This window comes from Paenibacillus sp. FSL H8-0034 (assembly GCF_038000305.1).
Classification (GTDB): Bacteria; Bacillota; Bacilli; order Paenibacillales; family NBRC-103111; genus Paenibacillus_S.
In genome coordinates this window covers 5368133-5380455 of record NZ_JBBOBS010000001.1, presented here as the reverse complement: position 1 = coordinate 5380455, position 12323 = coordinate 5368133, and the positions used below count along the sequence as shown (strand labels likewise).

Annotated in this window: 13 protein-coding genes; 11 read left to right on the top strand and 2 right to left on the bottom strand. The window is 46.0% G+C overall.

The features are described from left to right. Positions 1–11: 11 nt before the first annotated feature. The 10 genes from NST47_RS24360 to NST47_RS24315 all read left to right on the top strand — a co-directional run bounded on the left by NST47_RS24360 (position 12) and on the right by NST47_RS24315 (position 9688). Positions 12–680: a TerC family protein gene (locus NST47_RS24360; RefSeq protein WP_341157450.1), complete on the top strand. Its 669-nt coding sequence runs from the start codon at positions 12–14 to the stop codon at positions 678–680. A gap of 185 nt (positions 681–865) precedes the next feature. After that, on the top strand, positions 866–1849 hold the full coding sequence (locus NST47_RS24355) for a helix-turn-helix transcriptional regulator (RefSeq protein WP_341157449.1): 984 nt from the start codon (positions 866–868) through the stop codon (positions 1847–1849). Between the two features lie 112 nt (positions 1850–1961). Continuing rightward, positions 1962–3767 carry an ABC transporter ATP-binding protein gene (locus NST47_RS24350; RefSeq protein ID WP_341157448.1) on the top strand — a complete coding sequence of 602 codons (1806 nt, stop codon included), beginning with the start codon at positions 1962–1964 and terminating at the stop codon, positions 3765–3767. Then, a complete protein-coding gene (locus tag NST47_RS24345; RefSeq protein ID WP_341157447.1) occupies positions 3764–5518 on the top strand; it encodes an ABC transporter ATP-binding protein in 1755 nt (584 codons plus the stop codon). Before NST47_RS24350 ends, NST47_RS24345 begins: the two co-directional genes overlap by 4 nt. A 180-nt stretch (positions 5519–5698) precedes the next feature. Next, positions 5699–7546 carry a translational GTPase TypA gene (typA, locus tag NST47_RS24340; RefSeq protein ID WP_341157446.1) on the top strand — a complete coding sequence of 616 codons (1848 nt, stop codon included), beginning with the start codon at positions 5699–5701 and terminating at the stop codon, positions 7544–7546. Positions 7547–7603: 57 nt separating this feature from the next. After that, positions 7604–7831 carry a hypothetical protein gene (locus tag NST47_RS24335; RefSeq protein WP_341157445.1) on the top strand — a complete coding sequence of 76 codons (228 nt, stop codon included), beginning with the start codon at positions 7604–7606 and terminating at the stop codon, positions 7829–7831. 136 nt (positions 7832–7967) lie between these two features. After that, on the top strand, positions 7968–8240 hold the full coding sequence (locus NST47_RS24330; protein ID WP_341157444.1) for a YlaH-like family protein: 273 nt from the start codon (positions 7968–7970) through the stop codon (positions 8238–8240). Positions 8241–8263: 23 nt separating this feature from the next. Further along, on the top strand, positions 8264–8719 hold the full coding sequence (locus NST47_RS24325) for a hypothetical protein (protein WP_341157443.1): 456 nt from the start codon (positions 8264–8266) through the stop codon (positions 8717–8719). A gap of 1 nt (position 8720) precedes the next feature. Next, a complete protein-coding gene (locus NST47_RS24320) occupies positions 8721–8996 on the top strand; it encodes a hypothetical protein (protein WP_341157442.1) in 276 nt (91 codons plus the stop codon). A 239-nt stretch (positions 8997–9235) separates the two neighbouring features. Continuing rightward, entirely contained in the window at positions 9236–9688 is a 453-nt protein-coding gene (locus tag NST47_RS24315) for a pyridoxamine 5'-phosphate oxidase family protein (protein ID WP_341157441.1), read from the top strand. 56 nt (positions 9689–9744) lie between these two features. Here NST47_RS24315 and NST47_RS24310 read toward each other — a convergent pair whose 3' ends face one another. Continuing rightward, a complete protein-coding gene (locus tag NST47_RS24310; RefSeq protein ID WP_341157440.1) occupies positions 9745–10287 on the bottom strand; it encodes a YhcN/YlaJ family sporulation lipoprotein in 543 nt (180 codons plus the stop codon). A gap of 110 nt (positions 10288–10397) precedes the next feature. Here NST47_RS24310 and NST47_RS24305 point away from each other — a divergent pair, with 110 nt between their 5' ends. Next, positions 10398–11729: a PhoH family protein gene (locus tag NST47_RS24305; RefSeq protein WP_341157439.1), complete on the top strand. Its 1332-nt coding sequence runs from the start codon at positions 10398–10400 to the stop codon at positions 11727–11729. An 84-nt stretch (positions 11730–11813) separates the two neighbouring features. Here the strand turns inward: NST47_RS24305 and NST47_RS24300 are convergent, their stop codons facing one another. Continuing rightward, a complete protein-coding gene (locus tag NST47_RS24300) occupies positions 11814–12317 on the bottom strand; it encodes a hypothetical protein (RefSeq protein WP_341157438.1) in 504 nt (167 codons plus the stop codon). Positions 12318–12323 lie beyond the last annotated feature (6 nt).

Sequence of the window (12323 nt, the reverse complement as noted above, 5' to 3'; positions counted from 1 at the left end):
GGTAAGAAGGAATGCTGGATTGGCTTTTATTATTCTTGCAGATCATGCTTATCAATATTGTGCTCAGCGGCGACAACGCTGTCGTGATCGCTTTAGCTAGTAAGAACCTGCCTCCCGATCAACGCAAGCAGGCGATATGGTGGGGGGCTTTTGGAGCTATAGCGCTCCGTGTCTTGTTGACGATTATAGCTGTATATATACTTAGCGTACCCTTTGTTCAAGCTTTGGGCTCTGTGCTGCTGTTCTGGATTGCGGTTAAGCTGTTGATCGATGAGGAAGGGATTTCGGATGTAAAGGAAGCCTCAACCTTGTGGAAGGCGATTCGCACGATTATCGTGGCAGACTTTGTTATGAGTCTGGATAATGTGCTGGCTATAGCGGCCAAAGCTGACAATAACCTGGCTGTGATCATACTCGGGATTGGTCTTAGCGTTCCGATTATTATATGGGGCAGTACGATGGTGATGAAGCTGTTGACCAAGTATCCCATATTCGTGTACCTGGGCGCTGCACTACTTGGTTATACAGCCGGTGAAATGTTCGTCAAGGATAAAGTCGTTACTGATATTTTACTGTCTGATGTGCCGCACTGGATCGTTCCGATTGCAGCAACAATAGTCGTTGTCGGAGCAGGGTTTTGGAAGAAAATAATACTGAAGCCGCGAACACACCATTTTTGAAACGGTATTACAGGGTGCTGAAGGTACGAGATAGGACGCTATAGCGCCTATCTTTTTTTGTTGTGCTCTTTTAAGTATGGCAAACAGAGTATGGACAGTTATTGAGCGTAGTCAATTCATAATGGATTATGCTGTCGTTTTTATATATAATAATGATAATCATTATCAATTGAGGTGTTTCAGTTATGGAAGTAACTCCTTTTAAGCAAATTTTCGATCTTTATTTTGACTCCTTATCCTTACAGCAGCATGTCGGTTCAGGTAGGGGAACGGCAGCGAGGAAGCTTGATCGAACAATCGGGGAAGGGTATGTGAATCATGTGATTACCCAATCCGGGATTGAAATTATAGATTCCAATTATCAGCTGGCAGACAGTCGTAATGTGAGCTTTCATTTTAACGCGGCTATGGTTGAGCTTAGCTTTTGCCTGCAGGGTAATGGAGAAATCCATGCTTCAGGCACTCGACATAAGCTTAAGGCTAACAACTGCTCACTCCAATTTATGCATGATTTTGATGTCTCATTTCAATATGGAATTGAGACACCGATTCGAACGTTGGCAATCTGCGTGCCAGTTTCATTGTTTGATCGCTATATGTATGATTTGGAATCGAAAAGTCCTATAAGCTTTACTGGCATACTTGGGTCTAATGCTTTTCGCATGTTTCATATGTCCATACAGCCGGAAACGTTGCGAATATTGAACCAGTTGATAAAAAGTCCCTTCACAGCTACCATGCATCGGATGTATGCCGAGAGCAAAGCCTTGGAGCTGCTGGCTATTTTCTTTGATGCTGCTTTATTTGAACGGTCTGCTCCGAGCCAAACAGCATCACTATCCAAAAATGATCGATTGAAGCTTGTAAAAGCCCAAGAGGTGCTACATGATCGTATGGCAGCCCCGCCTTCGTTGATCGAATTATCGCGTATCGTTGGACTGAATGATTACAAGCTCAAAATTGGCTTCAAAGAGCAATATGGCAAAAGTGTATTTGCTTACTTGCGCGATAAGCGAATGGATAAGGCCAAGGAATTGCTGCAAACCGGTCAAGTCAGTGTCAGTCAAGCCGCAGGTTTAGTAGGTTATGCTAATTTCAGCCATTTTGCTGAGCTGTTTCGCAAATATTATGGATATAATCCTTCAGAGCTGATCAGAGAGCGAAATTAAATCCCTTAAACCGTTATCTTATCCCTCTCCCGGTAGTTGCAGGATCATCGATTGTTTATACTCAGTTCATATTGAGAGTCATTATCGATGATGGAAGGGAGAAAAAAGAAATATGGCAAAGAAAGCGGGAATGGCGAGACTATTCGAAATTGCCGAAGAAAAACGGGGACTTTTGCTCATCTCGTGCTTGTTATCTTCGCTGAGCGCAATGTTTATGCTTGTGCCGTATGTGTCCGTATATTTTATACTGGAAGAACTGCTGAAGCATGCGTCAGATCCCAAGTTTGCTGATGGTGAATGGATGATCAGATGGGGTGTAGTCGCATTACTCGGTCTGTTGGGAAGTCTGGTTATGATGTATGCGGGAGGCATGGCTTCACATATCGCTGCCTTTCGTATTTTGTATCGATTGCGTATCAAGCTTTCCGCTCATATTGGCAAGCTGCCGCTTGGTTGGCTGAACGGGACTTCTACAGGGGTAGTGAAGAAAACACTCGACAATAATGTGGAAAAGGTGGAGACCTTCATCGCACACCAGCTTCCGGATCTGGTTCATGTGATTGTGACTACGCTTCTTATGATTGTCGTTATGCTCTATTTGAATATTTGGCTGGGGTTAGCCTGCATGATTCCGATCCTGCTTGGATTCGGTATCCAGATCGCCTTAATGACAGGGGCAGAAGCGAAAAGAAATATAAAGCTTTATTATGATTCACTGGAACGCATGAACGGGTCAGCTGTCCAATATGTAAGAGGGATGCCTGCGATCAAGGTATTCGGGCAAACCGTACATTCCTTTCGGAGATTTTATGCGGATATGACCAGCTACCGCGACTACTGCATCAAGTATGCAGACCAGTTTCAGAACGGGTACCTGATCTTTAAGGTCATTCTCAGCTCGTTCGCTGCCTTTGTCCTGCCGGTTGGTGTATTCCTGCTGCAGCGCGATCCTGGCAGTGTAGCCTTCGCCTCTGTGCTGCTCTTCTTTCTTGTCATGGCACCGGGTATTTCTACACCGATGTTCAAGATCATGTTTATGGCTTCCTCGCTGAGGGACATTAACGAAGGTGTCGAAAGAATGGATCGGATTCTTCAAGAGCCGGTGATTCCAGAACCGCTAGTTCCCAAGACTCCAACCACATTTGAGGTTAGCTTTGACAAGGTCTCTTTCTCGTATCTCAGTGAGCTGGATCACGTTCACAGCCAGGCGCTCAGCGAGTTGTCCTTTGTGGCTGAACAGGGAAAAGTAACGGCCTTGGTTGGGCCGTCCGGTTCGGGGAAGTCAACTGTAGCGAATCTGGTGCCGCGATTCTGGGATGTGGGTGAAGGTGCCGTTCGGATAGGCGGGATCGATATAAGGGACATAGGTACAGAAAATCTGATGAATACCGTTGCCTTTGTATTTCAGGAAACCTTTCTGTTCTATGACACCATCTATGAGAATATAGCTGTGGGTCGGCCTAATGCTTCACCTGAGGACGTATATGCAGCTGCGACCGCAGCACAATGCCATGGCTTTATAAGCAGCCTGCCGCAAGGTTACGATACGCTGATAGGGGCCGGTGGCGTGTACCTGTCCGGCGGCGAAGAACAACGGATAGCGGTAGCCAGAGCCATTCTAAAGAATACACCTATTCTTGTACTGGATGAGGCGACGGCTTTTGCCGATCCGGAGAACGAATATGAGATGCAGCAGGCCCTTAAAAAACTAACGATCGGAAAAACGGTAATCGTCATCGCACATCGATTATCAACGATTAGGGATGCAGATCAAATACTCGTATTAAACAAGGGGCGTATGGAGGAGCAGGGACAGCATGATGCATTGGTATCCAAGCAGGGGGTATATGCCCGAATGTGGCATACCTATACGAATGCGGAACAATGGCAGTTAGCGAAAGGGGACAGCCCCGTATGAATATTTTTTACAATATTACAGCAGGAAACCCGAGGAAGCTCATCAAGCCTATTGCTTATACGACTCTTGCCTATTGTCTGGGACTGATACCCTTCATACTGCTCGTGGAAGCTGCGAGATTAATATTTGAGCCTTTTGTCCATCCGGGATCATCCCTGGATATTACGCGGCTATGGTGGGTATGCGGCGCAATGGGCGCGGCACTGCTCCTTCTGTATGGTGTTGAAATACCGGCTTATCGATCCCAATTTAGAGGGGCATACAGCACGGCTGCATCAGGGAGGGCTGCGCTTGCTGAGCATCTGCGGAAGCTTTCGCTGGGTTATTTGAACAAGCGTGATCCCGGTGATTTGGCAAATATGATGATGGGCGATTTTACATTGCTGGAGAATGGCATCTCCCATCTGGTTCCACAGATGATTGGGGCTGTCATCATGCCTGTTCTCGCTATGATCGGGCTCTCTTTTCTCGATTGGCGAATGGCTGTCTCCATGTTTGCCGCTTTTCCGATTGCTATTGCACTGCTGCTGCTGACCTCCAGATTGCAGCGCAGGTTGGGCGCAAAACATATGAACGCCAAAATAGATGCAGCCAATCGGCTGCAGGAATATTTGAACGGTATTCGTGTTATCAAGGCTTATAATCTTACAGGCGAACGGTTTCTTCGATTGGAGAGCTCCTTCAAGGAATTAATGCGGAGTAGTATACGCATCGAGGGCCTGTTGGGCCCTATCATTCTTAGTGCTATTGCTTTCATTCGGTCTGGCCTGACTTTATTAGTCATTACGGGTGTTAACCTGCTGCTGGGAGGTGGTATGGAGCTCCTGACCTTCGTCAGCTTTCTCATTATTGGAACGCGTATCTTTGATCCTTTATCTACGGCTTTTGTTAATTATGCGGAATTTCGCTATTACGAGCAGGCTGGAGAGCGTATTGTAGAACTGCTGCGTGAACCTGTGATGGAAGGAACTGGACAGCCTCCTGAACAGCACCATATCGATTTGAGAAATGTGACGTTCGGGTATCAAGATAAAGCTGTGTTGAAAGACGTCAGTGTGAGTATTCCATCAGGGACGTTTACTGCACTTGTTGGTCCCTCAGGAAGTGGCAAAAGTACAATGATGCGAATGATTGCCCGATTTTATGATCCGGATTCAGGAGCTATATCCATAGGAGGGCGATCCATGCGGGAGATAGAACCTGAAGCACTTTTGAAAAAAGTATCGATGGTATTTCAGGATGTGTATCTGTTTCAGGATACCATTGCGAATAATATACGGTTCGGCAAAAATGATGCGACTATGGAGCAGATAGAGGAGGCAGCGCGGCAGGCTTGCTGCCATGATTTTATCATGCAGCTTAGGGATGGCTACAATACGATTGTTGGCGAAGGCGGCAGTACACTATCAGGCGGTGAAAAGCAGCGTATCTCTATTGCCAGAGCAATGCTAAAAGATGCTCCGATAATCCTGCTTGACGAAGCGACAGCTTCCCTGGATCCAGAGAATGAGGCGGAAATCCAGCAGGCTATCAACAGATTAATCCAGCATCGAACCGTAATTGCCATTGCCCATAAGCTGAAAACCGTAATGAATGCAGATGCTATTGTTGTGCTAGAGGAAGGACAGATTGTCGAACGGGGTCGCCATGAAGATTTACTAGCGCAGAGAGGCCTCTATGCACGGTTATGGAAGCTGCAAAGTGAAACATCAGGCTGGAGACTTTCGTCCCGAAAAACGACTTCAACGTGACTAATGTAAGCGTATGAAGTATAATATCATGTTTTGCCTTGCTTTTTCTTACTCAGGACAGTATAATATAGCTAAATGTCAAGCGTCGGCGCTTATGTCCGACGCTTGTTTTATGAACGGGCCCCAGCCGCTCCCCGATGAGTAGGGCGAGAGGGTCAACAAGGAGAGGTTAGGGAAAACATGCATTCAAGAGACAAAATCCGCAACATCGCGATTATCGCACACGTTGACCACGGCAAAACAACACTAGTAGACAAATTGCTTCAACAATCGGGAACTTTCCGTGATAATGAAGCCGTTCAAGAACGGGCTATGGATTCCAACGACCTGGAACGGGAACGTGGAATTACCATTTTGGCTAAAAATACAGCAATCAACTATAAAGATTATTTGATCAATATTATGGATACTCCGGGCCATGCTGACTTTGGCGGCGAAGTTGAACGTATTATGAAAATGGTTGATGGCGTATTGTTGATTGTCGATGCGTTCGAAGGTACAATGCCGCAAACCAAGTTTGTTCTTCGCAAAGCTTTGGAATCGAACTTGAAGCCAATTGTTGTTCTTAACAAAATTGACCGTCCAGCTGCCCGCCCAGCCGAGGTAGTGGATGAAGTATTAGATTTGTTTATTGAACTGGGTGCTACTGATGAGCAGCTGGATTTTACTGTTGTCTATGCATCTGCTCTTATGGGTACTTCAAGCATGGATCCAGAAGTCGAAAAGCAGGAGCCGAATATGCAAGCCATTTTTGAAACAGTGGTTAGCCGTATTCCAGCACCAACAGAAAGCGTTGAGGAGCCATTGCAATTCCTGGTAACTTTGATGGATTATAACGAATACCTCGGTCGTATTGCCATTGGCCGTGTTAATCGTGGCGTTGTTAAACAAGGTCAAGCTATCGCTGTTATTAACCGTGACGGTGTTGTCAAATCAGCTCGTGTTGAAAAGCTGTTTGGCTTCCAGGGCTTGAAACGGATTGAAATTGAAGAAGCCGGCGCTGGCGATATCGTCGCGATTTCCGGTATTAAAGATATTAATATCGGTGAAACCATGGCTGATCCGGCTAATCCGGAAGCATTGCCTGTATTGAAAATTGATGAGCCTACCTTGCAAATGACGTTCCTCGTGAACAACAGTCCATTTGCTGGACGTGAAGGTAAATGGGTAACATCCCGTAAGCTGCGTGAGCGTCTGTTTAAAGAATTGGAAACTGATGTGAGCTTGCGTGTTGACGAAACAGACAGCCCGGATGCATTCGTTGTATCTGGACGCGGTGAGCTGCATTTGGGTATTTTGATTGAGAACATGCGTCGCGAAGGCTTCGAAATGCAAGTATCCAAGCCTGAAGTTATCATCAAAACGATTGATGGCCAAAAAATGGAGCCTGTAGAGCTTTTGATTATCGATCTGCCTGAAGAAAGCATGGGCGCAGTCATGGAAAGTCTGGGTTCACGTAAAGCAGAAATGGTTAATATGATCAACGCTGGAACAGGCAATGTACGCCTGGAGTTCTTGATTCCTGCACGTGGCTTGATCGGTTACCGTACGTACTTCCTGACTTTAACACGTGGATATGGCGTAATGAACCATGCTTTTGACAGCTATGGTCCTTACTATGGCGCTGGTGTTGGCGGACGTCACGAAGGTGTACTTGTATCCAGTGAAGCGGGCGTTTCCACTTTGTACGGTATCCTTTCCGTTGAAGATCGCGGTATCCTGTTCGTAGAGCCGGGTGCTGAAGTATATGAAGGTATGATCGTTGGTGAGCATACACGTGATACAGACATTATTGTTAACATCTGTAAAGAGAAGCAATTGAATAATATTCGTTCCGCTGGTAAAGATGATACCGTCAGAATGAAAACTCCACGTCTATACACTTTGGAGCAAGCTTTGGAATATTTGAACGATGATGAGCTGTGTGAAATTACACCTAAGTCCATTCGTCTTCGTAAAAAGCTTTTGAACAAATCCGAACGTGAGCGTGCTGCAAAGCAACGTAAAACAGCTGAAGCGAATGCCTAACCCTCCCAAACCCTCCCTATAGGGAGGGCCCCAAAGGGCGCTACCCTCTGGACTCCCATGAGTTGGACGCATACTGTAGTGTTCTCGGGGCGCTTGTCGTCCCTGCGGGACACGCTTGGGTGTGGTGGGCTGGTGGGATGCGGAGTGGTTAGTTTCTCGGGACGCTTATCGTCCCTACGGGACACGCTTGGTTTGGGTGCTGGTTTATGGTTTGTACATCGAGATATCAAAACATTTAAAGAGTCTGCCTGCGGCAGAAAGATGCCCGTTACTGGGGCATCATAATTGAATAACGTTCAAAGAAAGCTCTGATGACTCAGAGCTTTCTTTTTAAAATTAAACCGTAATGAAATGATAAATGCTTACAGACTAATGATACAATGAATATATAAACCCTACCGAATAAAGGAGGTTTAATCCTATGACCGAATGGTTTCGTGAATATCCACTGATCACTTATATTTTGATTTATGTGATGATCACTTATGTCTACAACAAAGTGTTCAAAACACGTAAGCTGCCAATTCTGAAAGAAGCCATTATTTATTTGCTGCTGGGTGTTGGAGCGGGAATGCTGCTGCTGTTTCAGCTAGGCGCGCTGCCTATTGTGCCATGCTTGGCGGTTGCGATCGGATTGATGCTAATGGTACGAATTCGTTATTTTTTTCAGGGTCGAAGATTGAATAAGAAGTAATATGCGGGTATGAGGTGAGCGCGATGAGTATACATTGGTTATCGCCTGTTCGAATTGAGGAAAACTCGGTAGTATTGGAAGCAGGGCGTATTGAGCTTGAGCCTGATGAGGCCAGAGGTTTATTTCTATCCTTGCTGAAATCGGTAAATCCGGGCATGCTGCTGTTATTCAAGTCTCATATGCTGTTAAGTGAAGACGCGGCAGAGGATTGTGGTGTGGATGAGCTGCCTTTTGATTTGGGTGATGTCGAAGAACCGATTTTGTTCGGACAGGACGGTATTGAGCTGTCGCATTGTGCGGAGGCTTACATGGACAGGTTGCCCACCATCAGGGAAATGACAGAATGGCTGCAAGTGGCCAAACTACGTTTGTCGACAATACCTGAGCTTGAGAATGGAAGCGAAAGTAATTGGTTATCCGCTATGCAGGTGTGGGTAGAGCAGGGAAGCCAAATTATTTTGCTGCGGGAGGATGATTAGCTTGAGGCTTGAGGATGCGCTTTTTAATTGGCTGCAGATCAAAATTGTTGCCGAGGCTAGAACTGATGATATGGCTGCCGAGGAGACAAGGCTTTTTTTTGAAGAGATTTTGCGGGATGATCATGGTTTAACTGAGTTTACCACAAGCCCGGATGAACTGAGAATTACGATTTCCTATGAGCATGAAGGTATACGCAAGACGCTTATGTTTGACAGGGAGCTGGCAGAACAGCTGCTTACCGATATTAATTCCAATCCGAAATACAACAATGAATGACATAATTAAGCTGTAAATCGATACAATACATTATCGGCTTCTGCAAGCAGTCGTGGTCTCGGCTAGCAGCACCGGCTACATAGCTTCCTGTGAACCCAGGTTCAATGGAGAGGTCTATTGATCAGGCTTCGCCCATCAGAATGGCTGCAAGTGTCTGTGGTTGACTGACCATTCCTGTGATATAATAAGGTTGTCAACACAGCTTGCCAATAACCTAATAGACGCAGGAGGGGTAACCTATGGCAGAAACGATCACAGCACTGCCGGAGCAACTGTATACAGCTTTGCAAAAGGAATCCTTTGCACTGCTGAGTACGATTGATTTCGAATCCGGCGCACCGTCTATGAATGCCATTTCGTGGTTGTACGCAGTACATTCTGGAACTGTTCGATTTGCGGTAGATGCACGTTCACGTATTGTGAGCAATATCAAAAGCAATTCACAAGTGAATTTAACCTTTGTTGGCGCGGGTTCGGTCCATGCCATTTATGGCACTGCTAGGATCGTGGCCGAGGCTTTAAATGATGTGCCTTTCAAACTGACATGTGTGGACATTGAAATTTCTGCGGTTCGGGACGCCATGTTTTATGGTGCACGTATTTCAGCCGCACCCGAATATGAAAAAACCTATGACAAGCGTGCAGCGGATAAGCTGGATATGCAAGTATTTGATGCAATGAAAAAAGCCTAGAGACTTGGAGCGTTCTAGGCTTTTTCTTGATCTCTTTATACTTGAACTTGAACAACCTACAAGTTAGCGTTAGGCATTTGGGGTTCTTTGCTTTCCGGTGAAGGAACCGGGGCTACATCCCGTGGCAGCTGAGGAATGATGCGTCCGATAATTTCTGACATTTCCTCAGTAAATCCACTGATTGGTCTGCCGATCTTGACTTCATCCCGTACTTTTCTGATTCGGGCTGCCAAATCCATATCGGCTGTAACGATGGCATCCACCCCATAGGGGTCTTTCTTAAGAGCTTCCGCCACGGATAGCTTGATCGTTCCAACCTTGGAACGGTCCATATCTGGAGGCAGGTTAATGCCCACGACGGCCGTGTTCCCAAAAACTACGCATTTGGCGCTTTCAACCTGTGGGATGCTGGTAGCAATTTGTTCCAAATGCTCGGCAACAGTGGGGGAGTTCACAATTTCTTTTTTCTCTGTAGCGGCTTGGTTGACCTGAACTTGATGTTTCGCTTCATTCACAGGAGCGGAGTTAGCATTTTGTTTGGTTTGATTACAACCAGCCAAGACGGACAGCACGAGAATGCTATAGACAAATAGTCTCATTAGTCATCGTTCCTTTCTACCTTATAGTTGTTTTCCTTAGTTTGTCCTTTCTAGCTGATTCCTATGTGTTATAGAGCCATGCACCATACTTGGAAGGGGACGGACTTACTATGAAAAAAATATTTGTGTTGGATACGAATGTGCTTTTGCAGGACCCTAATGCGATTTATGCGTTTGAAGATAATGAAGTGGTTATACCGGCTACGGTACTGGAGGAAATTGATTCCAAAAAAAGGAACGCTGATGAGCTTGGGCGTAATGCCCGGCAAATCTCCAGAATGCTGGATGGTCTGCGCACCCAAGGCAGATTATATGAGGGTATCACGCTGCCAAGCGGCGGAAGTGTCAAGGTCGAGCTGAATCACAAGAGCTTTGCCAAGCTGCAGGAAACCTTTGCAGAAGCAACAAATGACAATAGAATTTTGGCGGTTGCCTTAAATTATCATATGGAACAGCAGGAGAAACCGAATCCAAGGCCGGTTGCTATCGTGAGTAAGGACATGCTTGTACGTATTAAAGCGGATGTACTTGGCTTAACGGCTCAGGATTATTTAACAGATCGAATTGTGAATATGCCGGATATGTACACGGGGTATTTAACGATACTTGCCCATCCGGCAATCATTGATGAATTTTATACGTATCGTTATTTGAACGTCAGCTCGCTGAACCTTGCTTATCCGCTTCATCCCCATGAATTCGTTATCCTGAAGGATGAAATGGGTACCTCCAAGTCCGCTTTGCTGAAGTTGAATGCCGATGGCAAGAAGCTGGAGCCGTTGTTTCTCAGCAATGATCCAATTTGGGGAATCGGTGCAAGAAATGCACAACAGCGTATGGCGCTGGAACTGCTGCTCAATGACGATATCCCGATTGTGACCTTGACCGGGAAAGCCGGGACGGGAAAAACGCTGCTTACGTTGGCTGCAGGCCTCATGAAGGTGGAGGATGAGCGTAAATACAAAAAGCTGCTGATCGCAAGGCCTGTTGTCCCTATGGGTAAGGATATCGGGTATTTGCCGGGTGAAAAGGACGAAAAGCTGCGTCCCTGGATGCAGCCGATCTATGACAACCTGGAATTTTTATTCGATACCAAAAAACCAGGCGATATCGAGAAGATATTAGCAGGTCTTGGCAGTATTCAGGTTGAAGCGCTCACGTACATTCGCGGACGTTCGATTCCGGGCCAATTTATTATTATAGATGAAGCGCAAAATTTATCGAAGCATGAAATTAAAACGATTGTATCCCGTGTAGGGGAGAACAGTAAAATTGTCCTGCTTGGCGATCCGGATCAAATTGATCATCCTTATCTGGATGCTTCCAGCAATGGACTCACTTATGTTGTAGAACGGTTTAAAGCTCAAAATATTAGCGGACATATTACACTGGAGCGCGGCGAGCGTTCGCATTTGGCACAGCTTGCCGCAGATCTGCTGTAGTACCTAAAAAAGCGCAGGAGAGTATGGCCATTAGGCCAACTCATCCGCGCTTTTTTTCTATCTATTTGATAACCTATGATATCACTATTTTATGTGAAATGTCTCGATGGAGCATTGGTAGGCTCGGGCTATTCGTAGCATGAGTTCATCGGAATGATGATCGGTTACGTATAGGGCTTGTCCATTTACGCTGCAGGATGCAAGCAGGTGCTCCTCCATTTGCTCCAACGCCTGGTGGGGCTGGGCGTTTGAACTCGGACTATGGATTGTAAATAAATAGAGGTTATCTGCATAGCCATAAATACGATTGGAATGGCTTATAAAGCCATAATCGGTAAATTCCTTGCGCATATTTGTTGTATAGGGAAGCAGCAGCAAGGGAAGTATTTCCAGAGAAGCCTGAAGATACGTCTCCAGCTTTAAACGAACGGCTTCAGACTGCTCAACGCTCACAAAGATAAGCAGGTCCTGATCATGATCGTACAGCACGGGAGCGTCCGTCCGCAACGCGATGAATTCGCTCCAAGCCTCGGACAGACGGATATCACTTGTATCCGCCAACAATGCAAATCTTTGCTCAATACTCATATGCAT

Coding starts and splice junctions, on each gene's coding strand:
- NST47_RS24355 (WP_341157449.1), top strand. CDS start 866: ATGGAAGTAACTCCTTTTAAGCAAATTTTCGATCTTTATTTTGACTCC.
- NST47_RS24345 (WP_341157447.1), top strand. CDS start 3,764: ATGAATATTTTTTACAATATTACAGCAGGAAACCCGAGGAAGCTCATC.
- NST47_RS24315 (WP_341157441.1), top strand. CDS start 9,236: ATGGCAGAAACGATCACAGCACTGCCGGAGCAACTGTATACAGCTTTG.
- NST47_RS24325 (WP_341157443.1), top strand. CDS start 8,264: ATGAGTATACATTGGTTATCGCCTGTTCGAATTGAGGAAAACTCGGTA.
- NST47_RS24305 (WP_341157439.1), top strand. CDS start 10,398: ATGAAAAAAATATTTGTGTTGGATACGAATGTGCTTTTGCAGGACCCT.
- NST47_RS24330 (WP_341157444.1), top strand. CDS start 7,968: ATGACCGAATGGTTTCGTGAATATCCACTGATCACTTATATTTTGATT.
- typA (WP_341157446.1), top strand. CDS start 5,699: ATGCATTCAAGAGACAAAATCCGCAACATCGCGATTATCGCACACGTT.
- NST47_RS24360 (WP_341157450.1), top strand. CDS start 12: ATGCTGGATTGGCTTTTATTATTCTTGCAGATCATGCTTATCAATATT.
- NST47_RS24335 (WP_341157445.1), top strand. CDS start 7,604: ATGAGTTGGACGCATACTGTAGTGTTCTCGGGGCGCTTGTCGTCCCTG.
- NST47_RS24350 (WP_341157448.1), top strand. CDS start 1,962: ATGGCAAAGAAAGCGGGAATGGCGAGACTATTCGAAATTGCCGAAGAA.
- NST47_RS24310 (WP_341157440.1), bottom strand. CDS start 10,287: ATGAGACTATTTGTCTATAGCATTCTCGTGCTGTCCGTCTTGGCTGGT.
- NST47_RS24300 (WP_341157438.1), bottom strand. CDS start 12,317: ATGAGTATTGAGCAAAGATTTGCATTGTTGGCGGATACAAGTGATATC.